16 protein-coding genes are annotated in these 16,939 nt (G+C 58.7%); 8 read left to right on the forward strand and 8 right to left on the reverse strand.

Annotated elements, in window-relative coordinates; translation table 11 throughout:
* Nucleotides 1–133: 133 nt before the first annotated feature.
* The gene (locus QD336_RS19425; RefSeq protein ID WP_499171815.1) at nucleotides 134–346 is read right to left on the reverse strand and encodes a hypothetical protein; all 213 of its coding nucleotides are present in this window, start codon (nucleotides 344–346) and stop codon (nucleotides 134–136) included.
* A gap of 486 nt (nucleotides 347–832) precedes the next feature.
* Nucleotides 833–1,189: a hypothetical protein gene (locus tag QD336_RS19430; protein WP_269344827.1), complete on the reverse strand. Its 357-nt coding sequence runs from the start codon at nucleotides 1,187–1,189 to the stop codon at nucleotides 833–835.
* A gap of 444 nt (nucleotides 1,190–1,633) precedes the next feature.
* Between QD336_RS19430 and QD336_RS19435 the strand changes: the two genes are divergently transcribed.
* The 8 genes from QD336_RS19435 (at nucleotide 1,634) to QD336_RS19470 (ending at nucleotide 10,318) form a co-directional block, all read left to right on the forward strand.
* A complete protein-coding gene (locus tag QD336_RS19435) occupies nucleotides 1,634–2,785 on the forward strand; it encodes a transporter substrate-binding domain-containing protein (protein ID WP_499171976.1) in 1,152 nt (383 codons plus the stop codon).
* A gap of 12 nt (nucleotides 2,786–2,797) precedes the next feature.
* A complete protein-coding gene (locus QD336_RS19440) occupies nucleotides 2,798–3,406 on the forward strand; it encodes an ANTAR domain-containing response regulator (RefSeq protein ID WP_269344825.1) in 609 nt (202 codons plus the stop codon).
* A 250-nt stretch (nucleotides 3,407–3,656) separates the two neighbouring features.
* Complete coding sequence (locus tag QD336_RS19445; protein WP_269344823.1) at nucleotides 3,657–4,907, forward strand: transporter substrate-binding domain-containing protein; 1,251 nt, start codon at nucleotides 3,657–3,659, stop codon at nucleotides 4,905–4,907.
* Between the two features lie 150 nt (nucleotides 4,908–5,057).
* Complete coding sequence (gene urtB / locus QD336_RS19450; RefSeq protein ID WP_499171816.1) at nucleotides 5,058–5,951, forward strand: urea ABC transporter permease subunit UrtB; 894 nt, start codon at nucleotides 5,058–5,060, stop codon at nucleotides 5,949–5,951.
* 1 nt (nucleotide 5,952) lies between these two features.
* A complete protein-coding gene (gene urtC, locus QD336_RS19455) occupies nucleotides 5,953–7,092 on the forward strand; it encodes an urea ABC transporter permease subunit UrtC (RefSeq protein WP_269344820.1) in 1,140 nt (379 codons plus the stop codon).
* Nucleotide 7,093: 1 nt separating this feature from the next.
* Nucleotides 7,094–7,843, forward strand: a complete 750-nt coding sequence (gene urtD, locus QD336_RS19460; RefSeq protein ID WP_269344817.1) for an urea ABC transporter ATP-binding protein UrtD — start codon at nucleotides 7,094–7,096, stop codon at nucleotides 7,841–7,843.
* Complete coding sequence (gene urtE, locus QD336_RS19465; RefSeq protein ID WP_269344816.1) at nucleotides 7,843–8,538, forward strand: urea ABC transporter ATP-binding subunit UrtE; 696 nt, start codon at nucleotides 7,843–7,845, stop codon at nucleotides 8,536–8,538. Before urtD ends, urtE begins: the two co-directional genes overlap by 1 nt.
* Nucleotides 8,539–8,566: 28 nt before the next feature.
* Nucleotides 8,567–10,318, forward strand: coding sequence for a nitrilase-related carbon-nitrogen hydrolase (locus QD336_RS19470; RefSeq protein ID WP_499171817.1), 1,752 nt, complete (start codon nucleotides 8,567–8,569; stop codon nucleotides 10,316–10,318).
* 191 nt (nucleotides 10,319–10,509) lie between these two features.
* Here QD336_RS19470 and QD336_RS19475 read toward each other — a convergent pair whose 3' ends face one another.
* The 6 genes from QD336_RS19475 to QD336_RS19500 all read right to left on the reverse strand — a co-directional run bounded on the left by QD336_RS19475 (nucleotide 10,510) and on the right by QD336_RS19500 (nucleotide 16,835).
* Complete coding sequence (locus tag QD336_RS19475) at nucleotides 10,510–11,754, reverse strand: MFS transporter (protein ID WP_499171818.1); 1,245 nt, start codon at nucleotides 11,752–11,754, stop codon at nucleotides 10,510–10,512.
* A gap of 12 nt (nucleotides 11,755–11,766) precedes the next feature.
* Nucleotides 11,767–12,093 carry a putative quinol monooxygenase gene (locus tag QD336_RS19480; RefSeq protein ID WP_269344812.1) on the reverse strand — a complete coding sequence of 109 codons (327 nt, stop codon included), beginning with the start codon at nucleotides 12,091–12,093 and terminating at the stop codon, nucleotides 11,767–11,769.
* 56 nt (nucleotides 12,094–12,149) lie between these two features.
* Nucleotides 12,150–12,845 carry a VOC family protein gene (locus tag QD336_RS19485; protein WP_499171819.1) on the reverse strand — a complete coding sequence of 232 codons (696 nt, stop codon included), beginning with the start codon at nucleotides 12,843–12,845 and terminating at the stop codon, nucleotides 12,150–12,152.
* Nucleotides 12,846–13,090: 245 nt separating this feature from the next.
* Nucleotides 13,091–13,747 carry a type 1 glutamine amidotransferase domain-containing protein gene (locus QD336_RS19490; RefSeq protein ID WP_269344808.1) on the reverse strand — a complete coding sequence of 219 codons (657 nt, stop codon included), beginning with the start codon at nucleotides 13,745–13,747 and terminating at the stop codon, nucleotides 13,091–13,093.
* 30 nt (nucleotides 13,748–13,777) lie between these two features.
* The gene (locus QD336_RS19495; RefSeq protein WP_499171820.1) at nucleotides 13,778–14,080 is read right to left on the reverse strand and encodes an esterase/lipase family protein; all 303 of its coding nucleotides are present in this window, start codon (nucleotides 14,078–14,080) and stop codon (nucleotides 13,778–13,780) included.
* Between the two features lie 55 nt (nucleotides 14,081–14,135).
* The gene (locus QD336_RS19500; RefSeq protein ID WP_269344805.1) at nucleotides 14,136–16,835 is read right to left on the reverse strand and encodes a 2Fe-2S iron-sulfur cluster-binding protein; all 2,700 of its coding nucleotides are present in this window, start codon (nucleotides 16,833–16,835) and stop codon (nucleotides 14,136–14,138) included.
* Between the last annotated feature and the right edge of the window lie 104 nt (nucleotides 16,836–16,939).

Raw genomic sequence — 16,939 nt, forward strand, 5'->3', positions numbered from 1 at the left:
TGTTCCTTCTGTTTGGCGTAGATGGCCGCCATGCGCTTAGGAAGGCGCTTTTCGGCATTCGCAATCAACTGATTGCGTTTCTCTTCGGCTCGCTGCTGGGCGAGCTTCTTACGGACGGAGCGAGGTGCAGCCATTAGAGCGACCTCGCATAATCAAGCCCGCGTGCAATCTTGGCGGCTTCAATCGCCTCGATATTGCGAAGGCCGAAGCGCTCTTTCAGAGCCGGGATAAGACGATCTGCGCAGGTCGAACGGTTATCATGAAGCCACTGAGCAGCCTCGTTGATCCGGTCATTATCAGGCTCGTTTTTCGTTGGAATTTCTTCCGTAACGCCTTGATTTTTCATCTGGCGTTTTCTCCACGTTTGGAGAAAAAGCAGAGGCATTACAGATGGCGGCTAGGGACTCTGACTCCGTCGATCTTGGTTCGAATCCAGGTTCCCCAGCCAACGCTTTCTTCAATAATTTCATAGCGCTACACTTGGAACATGGCGTCTTATTTGGCGCAATCCTTGTCGCATCATGTCGCACGCTGTTACCCCTTATTTTCCGACCACTCCCCCACAGCCACGGCAATTCCGTGCAACACGCGATGCGACATGCAACATGCATTCATTTGCTGCCATTCTGCTGTAATCGCTCGCCCTAAATCATTAAGCGATCGGATGGACCTAGTGACAACCGCGGGGTGAATGGGTTAGGCGGCGGGCTGTGAAGCCAAGCTATTAGCCGAAGAACCATCCGTTATAGTCTGCTGTCTCCGGCCCGAATTGCCGATCGTCCGATCAATGAGATCGGCAGGCGACTGCCATGGAATACTGAAGCCAATCTGCCTAACTGGGAAAGCGCTGGTCGCAACGTCGCGTAAATTTAATGACAAGCGCGGCGTCTTTCTCAGCGACAGCGGCCAGGGAATCTACATGCTTTTGCATATAAGCTTCTGCATCCCTTTTGGATCGATGAGATTGCTCGAAAATGCCTTCCGCTTTGGTAGCCAGCTTGTCAAATTTTGCTTGATAGCCTGCGGACCGCTTGGCATCTCCAGCTTCTTGGTAAACCTTCGCCATGATCGCAAAGGCCGCTCCGCACTGGAAAGGATGCTCATTTGAATTGGGCCCGAGTTCCGCCGGACCCTGACCGTAGCTCGGCGTCGCAAAAGCTCCGACCAGAAACAAAGCGATTGCACGCATCAAAAGCCCAACCCTTTTATGCCGGAGTTGTTACTCTAGCATCACAGACACGGGAAACGCCATTCATGCATGGAAAATCAGTTAACCGGACGCTTACGTTTAACCGGCTAGCGGAACTGTCTTTATTTCAAGACTACATTCCGCTCGGATGAGGACCGCCGCCCGATATCGTCGGTGGCCGGACTGCGGAATGCGCTGCTGGCCCCGCTTGTCGCGCTGTTAAGGTGAGCCATCAACACTGTCACACACAGAACACCTGAAGCCCGTCTGGTGCTGCCCCTGATGCTTCACACGAGTAGCCAGCACGGGCTTTCGTTCCACTATTGTCACCTGGCAAAGAAACTGCCACTATCAGCTGGCAGGCCCCACTGGGCCGCTTATATTCCATGAGCAGGGTAGCTCTCGACCGGAAACGGGCGGGAGCTTTTTTATTTTTTGGTGGCGATGATGAATTCAGAAAGCTGGCGGGTCGGTGTACTTTTCTCCGAAACAGGCGTGACCGGAGCCGTGGAAAAAACCCAGAGGGCCGCGAGCTTGCTGGCGATCGAAGAAATCAATGCGGCAGGTGGCGTGCTTGGCCGGGTGATCGAGCCCGTGGCTTACGATCCGCAATCGACACCCAATCTCTATAAGGAGCTTGCGGTCAGGCTTTGCGACGAAGATCGGGTCCGCGTCGTTTTCGGTTGCCACATGTCGAGCACCCGCAAAGCAGTCCTGCCCGTCATCGAGGCCCGCAACGCATTGCTGTTCTACCCGACACTGTACGAGGGTTTCGAATACTCCCGGCACTGCATCTACACTGGAGCCGCCCCCAATCAAAATTCCGTTCAGTTGGTCGATTTCCTCACCACGCATTATGGGAAGCGGGTTTTTCTCGTGGGATCGAACTACGTCTATCCTTATGAATCGAACCGGACGATCAGCGACCTCTTTCTTCAGGTGGGCGGGCAGGTTCTGGACGAGATGTATGTCCCGCTTAACCTAAAAACCGAGGACGTCGCCAAGATCATCCGGCACATTCGAGCAGCAAAGCCCGATGTCATCTATTCGACGATCGTTGGCGACGGTATCATCCCCTTCTATACGGCGTTCAAGGAGGCGGGTTTCCATGCAGCAACGATGCCGATCGCCAGTCAATCGACAAGCGAGGCCGACGTGATCCGCATACGACCGGACGTGGCCGAGGGGCATATTACTGCAGCTCCCTTCTTCGCCTCTCTGGATACCCCCCGCGCCCGCGCCTTCGTTTCGGCCTACCAACAGCGATACGGCCGCGAAATGCTGCCAACGGCTCCGGCTGAAGCGGCCTATTTCCAGGTCTATCTTTATGCCGCAGCCTTGCAGCGGGCCGGTGGCGATGGGCTTGAGCAGCTTCTGCCAGCCCTTTATGAGGTCGAGTACGACGCGCCGCAGGGCGCTGTGAAGATCGACCGGCAGACAAACCACACGCATCTATGGCCAAGAGTGGCAAGGGTGAATGCACAGGGTAGCTACGACATCGTCTATGACCCGTCGCTGCGGGTGGCGCCAGATCCGTTCATGCGCGAATATCGCCCAGACTTGACGCAGACTTTCCAACATCGTGTTCAGGTCTGAGAGGGAGCGACGATGTCTTTCGCCCTTCTCAGAGATTTGCGCGATCTCAAGGTTCTGGTCATCCATCCCCGGACATCCGAAGGAGAGTTTCTCGTCGATCACCTGCGCCGTATCGGCTGTACGGTCAGTTGCCTCTGGCCGGTGCCCGCCGAATTGCCACATGGCACGGATGTCGTCTTCCTTGCCATGGAAGACGAGGCACGACCGGAAATCGAACGCCTGCTGAAATGTTTCCCCAACCCGGCTCCGACCATGCTTGCCATCGTCGGTTACGAAAACCCCTCGACGTTGCAGATCGTTCTGGAAAGCGGCGCGCTCGCCATTGTCGAGAGACCGATAAAACCGTTTGGTCTGCTAACCAACCTCGCCATTGCCCGCAACCTGTGGCTTGAGCGCCAGAAGCTCGTCAAGGAGGCGCGCAAATATAAGCGCAAGGTTTTGGGCGACCAGAAACTGGCCCGAGCCAAGGCCATTCTGATGGCCAATCGCGGCACGAGCGAGAATGAGGCGTATCGCGAAATGCGCGAGCAGGCGATGGCCCGGCGCGTGCCGATCGATGAAATCGCCAATTCGATTATCAACGCCGAACAGCTCTTGCGCCCTTCCCAAAAACATGATTAGTTTTTCATGTGTTTCAAATAAACACCTCCGGCACATCCCTTCGTTTTGCGAAGCCATGTGCCGCTGTTGCACGCGGCGCAGCCGTGATGCGGTGATGGCAAGGGTGCCCGCAGGCTGTGATAAGCCTCGCGGGTTTTTTGTTGTCTGCTGACAGTGACGTCAGCCTTCCAACCTATTTTTCGGCATGAAAGCCTCGCCATTGAGCCAGGCAGTGCCACCGCGTGCGCCAATCAAAAAAAGGGGAACCAAGATGGTGTTCAACAGACGTGAATTTCTGAAAACCGCAGCCACCGCTTCCGCAGCCCTCGCCCTGCCGGCTCTGGGCAACCGGGCCTTTGCAGCCGACGCCATCAAGGTCGGTGCGCTCTACTCCCAGACGGGTGGGCTTTCTGTCGCCGAAAAGCTTCTCGCCAACGGCGTCATGATGGCCGTCGCCGAAATCAACGCGGCGGGCGGCGTTCTCGGCCGCCCGGTCGAGGTTATCGTCGAAGACGGAGCATCCGATCCGAAGGCTTTCAGCGAAAAAGCTTCCAAGCTGATCCTCAAGGACAAGATCTCCACCGTATTCGGCTGCCATACCTCTGCCAGCCGCAAGGCGGTGTTGCCAATCTTCGAACGGCGCGGCGCGATGTTATTCTACCAGACGCATTACGAAGGCTTCGAGTGCTCGCGCAACGTCGTTTATTCCGGCGCTGTTCCGAACCAGCAGCTCTCCAACTATATTCCCTGGATCGTCGAGAAACTGGGCAAGAAGAAGTTCTTCATCGTTGGCTCGAACTATGTCTATCCCCGTGAGATGGCCAAGGTTTCCAAGAAACTGATCGAGGCGGCCGGCGCAGAATGGGTAGCGGACGAATATCTGGAGCTTGGCCACTCGGAATGGGCCGTCATGGTCAGCAAGATCAAGGAATCCGGTGCAGACGTGGTCCTTTCCAACGTGGTCGGCGACTCAATCATCGCCTTCTACCGCGAGTTCAAGAACCAGGGCGTTTCGCAGGAGGTTATCCCGATCTGCGCGACGGTGACGTCCGAAATCGAGATCGCGGCCATGGGCGCCGAATATGCGGCGGGCAGCTACACCTCATTCCCCTATTTCATGTCAATCGAAACACCGGCAAACAAGAGCTTCATTGAACGCTTCAGGACATTCGTCAACGATCCGAAAGCCGTAACGTACCATTCGCTTGAGGCAGCCTATTTTCAGGTTTTCCTCTGGAAGCAGGCGGTCGAAAAATCCGGCGACCTGTCAGCTGACGCGATCCGGGCCGGCATTCGCGGCCAGACCTATGACGCGCCCGGCGGCAAGGTGACCACCGATCCCGACAACCTGCATTGCTGGCTGACGCCACGCATCGGGCAATGGCAGGCGGACGGCCAGAGCAAGGTTGTCAACGCCTACCCGGCGCCGATCAAGCCGCTGCCTTATTCGGCCTATGGCGAGACGGAAAGCAATCTGTTCTGCACCGGCAAAGGTCTCGACGCAACAAAGCTCAAAGGCTGACCCCTCCCCGCGTCGTCCCGCCGTCCATGCGCGGCGGGATCATGTTTCGGCAAGGCGGATCTGCGCTTTTCCTCTGCTCCTCACCCCCCAAACGGGTTGGCGAGGAGCAGGAAAGATGTCTGACCCGCCCTTTTCACGAACGGTGGCGTTATGCTCGACATTCTCTTTATCGGCCTCAGTCTCGGCTCGATCCTTCTTCTGGTGGCGCTTGGCCTTGCCATCACCTATGGCGCCATGGGCGTCATCAACATGGCCCATGGCGAGATGGTCATGATCGGCGCCTATGTTGCCGTCCTCTCGGGCATCTGGCTGAAAGCAAGCCTGCTGCTCGCAATCCCTCTGGCCTTCGTCACGACGGCCTTGCTCGGCCTCGTGATCGAGCGCGTGGTGGTCCGGCGGCTCTACGGCCGTCTGCTGGACACACTTCTCGCCACATGGGGCATTGCCATTCTTTTACAGCAAGCCGTGAGGCTCGAATTCGGCCTGTCCTTTTTCGGCATTCATGTCGAAGGTCTGGGAACTGGTCTGCAGAACGTCGCAGTACCGTCGTTCCTGCAGGGTACGTTCCGACTTGCCGGTACGGACATCAATGCATACCGCACCTTCATCATCGCTGTAACGGTCGCGCTGACGCTTGGGACATGGTTCATTCTCTACCGGACGACGGCGGGCATGCAGGTGCGCGCCATCATCCGCAATCCCAAAATGGCCGCAGCCTGCGGCATCAACGTAAAACGCGTCAACGCCATGACTTTCGCCTTCGGTTCCGGTCTTGCCGGCGTCGCCGGCGTCATGATGTCCGGCTTCAAGACCGTTTTTCCCGACATGGGCACGACGATGGTCGTCGACGGCTTCATGGTCGTGGTGACCGGCGGGGTCGGCAGCCTTTTCGGCACAATCCTGTCTTCTGGGCTTCTGGGCGAAATCAATGCGGTGGTGGCCATCGGGACAAACGACATTCTGGCGCGCGCCGTCGTTTTCGGGGTCGTCATCCTCGTCATTCTCATCAAGCCCAGCGGGCTGTTCTCGTTCAAGGGGCGCTGACATGAGCAACGAACGGAAATTCCAGATCGCCACCTATGTGCTTTTCATCGCGGTAATTTTCGCAGCACCCGTTTTCGGCGACGAATTCTGGCTGAACCGCATTTCGAAATATCTTGTCTACGGCATGCTCGGCGTCGCCATCGCTCTCACATGGGGTTATGCCGGTATTCTCAATCTCGGCCAGGGGCTGTTTTTCGGCCTGGGCGCCTACATGCTCGCCATGTCACTGAAGCTGTCCAGCCCGACCAGTCTGCAACAGGGCTCAGATAAGCCGGTTCCGGATTTCATGCTGTGGAATGCCGAGCCCGGCGCCCCAACGGAACTTTGCTGCATCAACAAGGGCTCCTTCCTCTGGCTTCCGTTTCAAAGCCAGTCGGTGGGTCTCGTGCTCGGTATCGTGCTTCCTGTGGTGATTGCCGGCGCGCTTGGCATGCTGGTGTTCCGCAAGCGCATTTCCGGCGTTTTCGTCTCGATCATCACACTGGCGCTTGTCCTTCTCGTCCGCCTCGTCATGGTCGACGCGCAACCGATTACAAATGGTTTCAACGGCCTGACCGATCTCGGCTGGCTGACGATCGGCGGCATCGAATTCGATCCCTACAGCCGGGCGACCTATTATCTGTGTGCCGTATGCCTGTCCTTGACGCTCATCGGCGCCCGCCTTGTCGTCGAAACCCGCGCGGGCATGATCCTGCAGGCGATCCGCGATGACCAGGTGCGCGCCCGCTATCTCGGCTTCGACGTCTCACTCTATCAGGTGTTCTTCTTTGTCATCTCGGCGGGCATCGCCGGTGTTGCCGGTATGCTCTACGTGGTCGTCGCGGAATTCGCCTCCCCGACGTTCATGGATCTGTCCTTCTCGGTGACGATGGTCGTCTGGGCAGCCGTTGGCGGTCGCTCGTCCCTGCTCGGCGCCTGTATCGGCGCGATCCTGATCAACATGATCGAGGCGGAGGTCAGCGAGACCGAAGCGCTGGTCGAGGCATGGAAAGCGATCATCGGCCTCATCTTCGTGCTTGTCGTTCTGTTCCTGCCACGCGGCCTTGGCGGCCTTGCACATGATGTGCTGCGCCAGTTTGTCCGCCGGTTCAAACCAGGCGCGGCGTCTTCATCGTTGCAGCAACAAAGCGAGGCATTGTGATATGAGTGCAATCGCATTGACCATCGACGGTCTCAGCGTCGATTTCGGCGGCTTCAGAGCCGTCAACAATGTCAGCATCACGGTCCGCGATGGTGAGTTGCGTGTACTGCTCGGCGCAAACGGCGCCGGCAAGACGACCTTGATGGATCTGGTCAGCGGCAAGACCCACAGCACGCAGGGCAAGGTCTTCGTCTACGACACCGACATCACCAACTGGCCAGAGCACAGAATTGCACGCGCTGGAATTGGGCGGAAATTCCAGATCCCCAGCGTCTTTCGTGAATTGACGGTGCGTCAGAACCTGGAGGTCGCCAATTGTAGAAACCCTTCGGTCTTTGCAAATCTCCGGTTAGGCTTTTCGCGTTCCGAGGCAAGCCGTGTGGACGACGTTCTGGCACTCACGAGCCTTGAGGCTGAACAGGATACGATAGCCGCCTATCTCAGCCATGGTCAGACACAGTGGCTGGAGCTTGGGATGCTCGTCGTGCAGGATCCCAAGGTGGTTCTGCTCGACGAGCCGACAGCCGGCATGACCCAGGCGGAAACCCACAAGACCGCAGAAATCATCAACAATCTCAAAGGTCGCCATACGATCCTCGTCGTCGAACACGACATGGGGTTCGTCCGTGAGATCGCCGAGTACATCACCGTTCTCCATCTCGGAGAGGTTCTGGCGGAAGGAAGCGTCGAAGATATCGAGCGCAATCCGAAAGTCCGTGAAGCCTATCTCGGTTCGAAAGGAATATCCTGATGCTGTCATTAAAAGGCGTGCACAGCTACTACGGCCGCAGCCATATCCTGCACGGGGTCACACTCGATATTCCGGCCGGCAAGATCACGACCATCCTTGGCCGCAACGGCACCGGCAAGACGACGCTGTTGAAAACCCTGATGGCGCTGACCGACCGGATGACGGGCGAGATGCATCTGGAAGGAAAAGACATCGCCTCTTCCCCAACGCATATCAGGGCAAGGGCCGGTATCGCCTACGTCCCCCAGGGCAGGGAGATCATTCCCGATTTCACCATCCGCGAGAACATCCTGATGGGCGCCTTTGCGCGTACCGATCGCAAACGCGAAATTCCAGCGCTGGTGCCGGAACTTTTTCCGTATCTGATGGCCAATCTCGATCGCCGGGGCGGCGTGCTTTCCGGCGGTCAGCAACAGCAACTTGCCATCGCCCGCGCGCTGGCCGCGGATCCGAAAGTGCTGCTTCTCGATGAACCCAACGAAGGCATCCAGCCCTCTATCGTCGAGGAGATTGAAAAGATCATCATCCGGCTCAATCGCGAGATCGGCATGACGATCGTTCTCGTCGAGCAAAACGTCGCATTTGCGCGGCACGCGTCTCACCATTTCGCAATGCTGGAGAAAGGAGGTGTGGTCGCGGCCGGCGCCATCGACACGCTCTCCGACGCGCTTGTTCATCGGCATATGGCTGTCTGAAACAGCCGAATATCCTTTCGTAGAGACAATGGGGACAACCATGACATCGACACAGAGCTACACCGCCGCCGCCATCCAGTTCGAACCGACCATGTTCGAAAAGGCACGCAATATTAGCCGGCTGACGGCCCTTTGCGAGGAAGCGGCAGAGGCGGGTGCGCGCCTGATCGTCACCCCCGAAATGGGAACAACCGGCTATTGCTGGTTCGACAGGGCTGAAGTGAAACCTTTCGTCGAGGCTATTCCCGGACCGACCACCGATGTTTTCCAGGCCATTGCCAGCAAACACCGGTGCTACATCGTCGTCGGCATGCCGGAAGTCGATCCGGCGAGCGACCTTTATTACAATACCGCCGTTCTGATCGGGCCCGAGGGCGTCGTTGGCCGGCACCGCAAGTCGCATCCCTATATCGCCGAGCCGAAATGGGCCGCCAATGGCGATATCGTCCACGAGGTCTTCGAAACGGAGATCGGCCGGATCTCGATGCTGGTCTGCATGGATCTGCACTTCTTCGAGACGGCGCGGCTGGAGGCTCTGGCCGGTGCCGACATCATCTGCCACATCTCCAACTGGCTGCAGGAGCGCACGCCGGCGCCCTACTGGATCAACCGCGCCTTTGAAAACGCCTGCTATGTCATCGAAAGCAACCGGTGGGGACTGGAAAGAACCGTGCAGTTTTCCGGCGGCAGCTGCCTGATCGAGCCTGACGGAACGGTTGCCGCATCGATTGATACAGGCGACGGGATTGCCTATGGCACGGTCGATCTTGCCCGTGCCCGCCACCGTGAGGTCTTGAGCGAACCGGTCTTCAAGTCCCGCCGGCCCGAGCTTTACATGAACATGATGACCAACAGTTTCACCTGGAATCCAGGCGATTATTTCCGTCTCTATGGCTATCAGCCCATCCCGCGCGGACGAACATCGCGTGCAGCCGTCGCCCAGTTCGCCCCGTCTTCCGTCGTCGCAGACAATATTGCCCGCATCACCACGCTCGCAGCCGAGGCGAAGGTAACGACAGCGCCGGATATTCTGGTTTTCCCGGAATTGTCGCTGACCGGACTTGAGGCTCCCCAAACCCGGGCAGAGCCGCTCTCTGGCCCAACCGTATCCGCCTTCGTTCGCCTGGCAATGAAGCTCGGCTTTTATCTCGTCGCCGGATTTGCCGAAGCGGATGGAGACAAGATCTACAACAGCGCGATCCTTGCAGGACCCGAGGGACTTGTGGGCAGCTACCGCAAGACACATCTTGGCATTGCCGACAGCTGGGCGACGGCTGGGGACGAATGGAAAGTCTACGATCTCGCCATCGGCCGCGTCGGCCTGGCGGTGGGCCACGACGCGCTCTATCCGGAAGCCATCCGTTCACTCTCGCTCATGGGATGCGATTTGGTCGCCTGCCCCTCCGCGATCGCCGGCACGTTCACCGGCAGCCACGCCGGCACGAAGATCCCGCATAACTACCCGATTCCCAAAGGTGCCGACCCCTTTCACTGGCATGCGTTGCGCGTGCGCGGCGGCGAGAACAACGTCTATTTCGCCTTCGCCAACGTGCTCGATGCAGCGCGCGGATACCTGGGCAAGAGTGCGGTGTTCGGGCCGGATTCCTTTGCTTTTCCGCGCCAGGAATCAGCAATCCTGGATGAGGACGGGATTGCCGCTGCAGCCGTCGATACCACCAATCTCGACACACCTTATCCAACAAACATCGTCCGACGAAAGGACCTTGTCGTTATGCGTCAGCCGCATCACTATCAGCCTCTCGTCAAATGGCATCAGTAAAAGACGGCGGCATGTCCACATTCATATTCACGACCGTCCCGCAGATCATTGCGGGACCGTTCAGCCGACCCTCCCGGCCTTATGGAAGCTGGCGCGGAAACATCGATCTTCGCCGGAAGCGGCCATTCACGACGCTGTAGCACAGGCGATCGAGTTTGGTGCAACCAGTCTACCGGGGATCGGCGGCAGCACTATCCCCCTTTGCAACGACGCTGCAACGTCAGAACAAAGATGAATAATCCCAACGCCGTGAGAACGAAGCCGGACCACGCTGCCGAAAGATAACTCCCACCGGCTCCGACCGTAGTGCCGGCAACCCAGGCGCCCAGTCCATTGGCCACGTTGAGGGAGGCCACGTTTAATGCACCCATCAGGGATGGAGCCTCCGGCGCGAAGCGGACCAGGCGCACCTGAACCGTGGGGATGACGGTCATGATCGACGCACCCACCCCAAACAGGCTCACAAGTAGCACCGCGGGTTGGGCGCCTCCCAACGCGAGCATCACCAGGAAACCCAGGGCGCAGCCATAGCCCAAGGTGATGCCACGCGTGGCGAAACGATCTGCGAGAACACCGCCCACTGCATTTCCGATAGTCATCCCCGTGCCGAACACCGCAAGCGCGACCGGGATTGTTCCTTGCGGCAATCGGGCAACCTCGGTGACCACCGGTGCGATGACTGTATAAACCGCAAAAATGCTCGACACTCCTGTCGCGGCCACCGCCATTAATCCCCATGCCGCACCGCTTCGCAGAGCGGCAATTTTGATACTGACTGGTTGTCCATTCAGCGCTGCGGTGCGCGGAACCCGGAGGTAGAGCGTAACCGTAGTAATCGCCGCCATCGTGGCGACGACTGCATAAGCCTCCCGCCATCCCCAAACCTGCCCGATATAGGTCACGGCCGGGGCGCCTATAACGGTAGCGACGGTCAGCCCGGCCATGATGATAGCAAAGGCCTTGCCACCATGACCAAGCCCTATGATGTGGGTTGCAACAACCGCGCTGGCACCGAAATACACTCCATGCGGGACACCTGAAATAAATCGGGCAATCAGGAGTGTGGTCAAATCCTGCGCCAGGGCGGAAAGCACGCTTCCCGCAAGGAATATGGCCATGAGCAGCATTAAAAGCGTGCGACGATTCATAGGCGCGGCGCCGATAGTGAGGAGCGGCGCCCCGATTACCACTCCCGCGGCATAGGCACTGATCGCCCAGATCGCCTCGGGCAAAGAAATATTCAAACTTTGCGAGAATAGCTGGATGATGCCCATGCTCGCGAAGGCGGACGTGCCGATGGCAAAACTGCCGAGAGCGAGCGCGAACAGCGTCAGCCCTTTATCCCACGCCCTGTCCGGCCTGTCGTTCAGAGAACGACTTCCAGCCAGCGCCGGAGGCGCTGGTTCGGGCGAGTTCGTGGGGGCTGGAGCAATCATTTCGTATGCCCGTCACTGGCCAAGGATCGTGAGCTGCATGACCTCCACTCCACCTTCAGCAAGGTCGGGCAACAGCTTGAACCAACTCTGCACGTGCTCGGTCCGATTGTGGGCTTCAAAAGCTTCGCGACTGGCGAATATTTCGTAGAAGACGAAATGGCCCGGCTGTTCGTGATCCTCATGCAGAAAATAGAGGATGTTATCGTGCTCGTTGCGCACTTGGGACACTAAAGGGAGCGTTGCCAATCGGAGTTCCTGCTCCTTTCCGGCCTTGGCGCTCACCTGGGCCACCACTGCGATGGCACCGGAGGGTATTGTCTCGTATCGGATATCAAACATTGATGAATTCCCCGTGTGAAGTGCCGTGATGTGTGTGGATCGGGATACGATGAGCCTCAACCGCGCTGGCAGGCTTCCCGGGCAGAAGTGAATTTTGCCTTCACAGGCCCCAGAGCCTGCACAAATTCGAGCTGCTCGCCTTCGGGACCCTTGCAGTAGATCAGCCGCCAGCCTTCCGACTGGCCTTCCGTGATCGGGTTGGAATTGCTGTCCCTCGGAGCGTTGCGACGCTCCTCCTCGGTGATGACCGTCACAGTGCGGTTCGCCCTCACCTGCACCATTCCACGCCGCGCGCACTCCGCCTCGAGGTCGGCGATGAACAGATCGAAGTCCACATCGTCGCCGAGATGGAAACAAATATGCATCATGCGAGGAAAGGCGGGACTCATATGGTCAAGTGGCTCGGCAAAAGCTGAGTTTCCGTTGGCAGGTTGATCCGCGTCGCGGTACTTCAGCAGTTCGATCACCACATTGTCGAACTGAATAAAGCGCACATCCAGGCGTTGGGCGCCGCTCCGAAGGTCTGGAATGCCCATCGTGCGCGGGTTCACCTGTCGTGCTCGCGCCTCGATTTCCTGATCGGTAAGCAGCGTGTTGTGGATTCTCTCTCCCTGAAAATCTCCGTCGCGCATGATCTCGGTCCCGCCGAGGACTTCCGTATAGAACGCGTAAGCTCGCTCCATGTCCTGAACTGTCAGTCCGAAGTGTTGAACACCTTGCAATCGATCACCAAGCGAATTGCGAACACTCATCTTGTTTTCCTCCAATTCAGATCAGTTATTGCTGCGGGCAACTATTACCTGGAGCTTATGTCCGGCCCAGACTTGATGTATTTGCGGATCATGCGGATCGATTGACCGATTTTGCTATATTAGCGATCCGGCTCTCCCAACGGACTGGGGTGCCCCATGCATTGAACATTAGGCACTCCTTGTTCCCGGCCAGTGCTCGGAGGCTGATAGGATGGGGATGCGAGCGATAACCATGTCTCCGCGATTTACAGCAACTTCATCACATGCGTCGCCACGGCTGCGGAGGATTGCGGGTTCTGTCCGGTAACAAGGCGACCGTCGGTGACCGCGTTCGGCTCGAAATCGTTCCCGATCACCTGTCGAGCGCCCAGGCCCCTGAGGCGCTCCTCCAAGAGAAAAGGCACGTTGGCAGCATGTTGGCCGGCGCGCTCCTCACTGTCGGTGTAGGCGGCCAGGGTACGATCCTTCACGAAGGGGGTGCCGTCGGGACGACGCATGCCGGTGAAGGCCGCGGGCGCGTGGCAGATCGCGGCGATGACACGGCCGCTTGCCTCAAAGCTGAAGAGCAGCGCGTGGAGCGCGCGATTGTACGGCATGTCGAACATTGTGCCGTGACCGCCCGGTATAAATACCGCATCGAATTTGTCGGCATACAGAACATGGAACGCCGGGGTCGCATCCAATCCTTCGATGGCGAGAGCCCAGGTCGCGACCTGCGACGCCGTTGGCTCACTCCGCGGATCGATCGGTACCAGGCCACCGGCAACAGACGAGACCGTCACCGCGTGGCCCGCGCTGGTGAAGGCGAGATAGGGGATCGTGAACTCGTCCAGCCAGAGGCCGGTGCGTTCGCCGTCGAGCATACGGTCGTGGCTCGTTGTCACGAAAAGGATTTTCGCCATTGTCTCACTCCTGCAAAGTTCGGCTCTTCGTCAAACAAGAGGTTTTGCCCGAGGCCATGATGAAAAGTGGCCGACGAGGATGACGTGTCCGGGCTGGTCGTTGATGACACGGCGCGTGGCCTCTACATCAGCCTTGAAGGAGGGCAGCGGATTGTGAACGGCGACGACATCGAAGCCACGCGCCTCGAGCAGCGGTACGACCTTCGCCCAACTCGACCCGTTCGCCCAAGCTCCGTGCACCAACACTATAGTTGGCGTGTCTTGCGCGAACGCCGATACGACCATTCCGACCATGCTGATGGCGGCAACAGCGATCGCTTTCTTGGCGGACATGGAAATCTCCTTCTCGGACTGTGCCGGCTGCCCACGCGGCAGCGGCATTTGGGAGTCAGGTATGGGTGGCCGACGCAGCGTCAGCCGTGCTGCTCGTTGCTGACGGCACCAAGTTGATTTCGAGATCCCCCCGCGGCAGCGTCTGGCAGGCCAACACCCACCCGGCAGCGATCTCGGCATCCGAGAATGTTCCACTTCCGGCGAAAGCGAACGGGCCGGACAAAATGCTCGTGCGGCATTTTCCGCAGACGCCCTCATGGCAGGATTGCGCGAACGGGATGCCCGCGCCGTTGGCAGCAGCGAGCAAGGTCTGCCCCGGCACGCAGGGGAAAGCACGACCATTGCGCACTTCAATCGCGAAACCGGCCACTGCAGCCTCAACCGCCTCGAGCCTGATCGTCTGGGCCTGCTCGGCGAGAGACTGCGAGAGGCGGCTGGAAACAAACGCCTCGGTATGGATGATGTCGCGCCGAACCTGCAACTCGGACAGTATTGCAATCATTGCGCTCATGAAGGCATCCGGACCGCATAGGTGAACCCGTCCGACACCCGGAACATGTGGCCAAAGTGCTTCCCGATCCAGCCGTCCGGACGACGTGCTTGACGCAGGGCCGGTCCGGGTGATGATCGTCCTTACGACCAAGCCCGGTAGCATCGCCTGGAATGCTTCAATCTCTTCGCGGAAGAGGTTTTCCACGTCGGAGCGGAACGATGCGAGCAGCGTTACGCGCCTGCGATAACCAGTGGAGGCCGCCGCCCCGAGAACGGAAATCATCGGCGTGATACCGATACCGCCGGCAATGAGCAGGAGATGGCCGTCGCCGAGGTCCCGGTCTGGATCAATCGTGAAATCACCGGCCGGCCCGGACAAGCGCAACGCCTCACCCGGCAAAAGCTCCCGGTGAAGGAATGTCGAACCCAGTCCGCCGGAGAAGTGCCGCACTGCGATGTCGACAAACTCAAGCTCTGTCGGTGCGCTCACAATAGAGTAGGATCTTTCGATCGTGCCGTTCTCGACCGGCAGTTCCAGGGTGAGGTACTGGCCGGCACGAAAGGTGAAGGGAATCTTGCCGCCGCCGAGAGGCTCCATGCGGATCTTCTTTACCGTCGGTGTCAGACGCTGGATCAGCGTGACCCGCATATAGCCTTGCCATGGAAGCTTCAGCGGGACGATGGGCGACCGGAGTGCACTCCACATCCGTCGTATCTGGCGGGGGGCGAGTATAGCATTCGCCGCCTGTATGCCGCCCCACAATGCCGCTTCGATACCGGCGTTCCATGCGTCCTGTCCCGACAGATAGAGGCCTGTGATGTCGGTTCGGCATCGGGCGAGACGCGAGCGCAGCCGCTCAGGGACGTTTGGGAGGCCATAGAAACCGCCGTCGAAGCTGTTCTGGTAGGTCTTAAAGGTCAGAGGCGTCGCCAACTCTGCAAAAGCAACCAATGCACGAAACCCTGGCCATGCCGCATCGAGGCGGTCAAGCAACCGTTCGGTGACCGTCGCCTTGAACTCCTGGTAGTCTTCCGGTCGATCATTCTCAGTCGTGCCCGACCACTTTCGAAACACTTCGGGGTCGACGAAGTGCATCACCTCCATCGTATGTGCGCGTGCCGCCGGATTGTTGAGTGACGAGAACGAAACGAAAAGCACGCCGTCACCGATAGGAAGGGCCGCACCGAGGTCGTCGTCGTGATCAGGCATAAACCAATGATTTTCGCCGGCGACACCGAGTTCGCGTGGTGATCGCGCAAGCCCGATGAACAACAGGAGCGTGGCTATGCCCTGCGGCAGCTTGTTGAGTTCGCGATGCCAAGGAGCCGCGGATTCCGCATCGAGCAGCGCTGCCGTGTTGCGCACGCCGACCGCCGAGACGATACACGGTGCAGCCACACAATACCGCCCGCCGCTCGACATGTCCTCGACCTCGACACCCGTCACACAGCGGTTGTTGACGGCGATTGCGACCACGCGCTGACGCGGGCGCAACTCAACGCCGCGCCGTTCGAGCCCGTCTATGATGGCGCGGCCCAGTGCCCTGGGGCCGCCGACTGGGTGGGCTGCGCCGTCCATGAAGGCGCGGATCGCAATTACCGCATGTGTGCCAAATGCACTTTGTGCCGGCGGCGGACCGAAGAGACCCCAGCGTGCCGAGACGACTGCCTTGAGCTCCGGATCACGAAAATGGCGCGAGACAACGTCCCTGATCGGTTGAAACGTATCCCGAAACAGGAATTCGATAATCGGCAGGGTCACGGCTCGAATAATGGGCGCCAGCGACACGGCGACATTGCGCGCAAGCAGACCCAACGACGCCCATCGAACCTTGGCAAAGAAGCGGTCGATCGCTTCTGCTTCTTCCGGAAAACGCGACTTGAGCCGTGATTTGAATTCGGCCTCCGATGCAGGAACGGCAAAATCGAAACCTGGAAAATGCAACACATCGTAGTCGTACGGCAATCGCTGGAACTGAGCGCGCCCGTCAGCCAGGAAATTCAGCGCCATGCTCGGACCGGCGGTGAGGTAGTGGACACCGGTACCGAAATGATAGCGCCCCTCACGTGTGAACTCGTGCGTGAGACCGCCAAGCGTATAGTGCTGCTCTAGCAACAGAACGCGCTTCTCTCCGAACTCGGCGAGCATGCGGGCGGCAGACAGGCCACCCATACCCGAACCGATTACCACAGCGTCGAACCGTTCGTCGCTCGTGACGGGTGCAGCTTCGCTTACTGTCTTCGAATTGGTATCGTTGTACATTCCCATCTCCTCTAGCCAGTCGGGCCAGTGGTTGCGAACGACTTGAGAGTAGAGGCCAGGTTGGGCGGAATATTTCGAGAATTTGCGACGTCTCACGCAGATAT

Source organism: Rhizobium sp. BR 250 (assembly GCF_047445855.1).
Classification (GTDB): Bacteria; Pseudomonadota; Alphaproteobacteria; order Rhizobiales; family Rhizobiaceae; genus Agrobacterium; species Agrobacterium tumefaciens_I.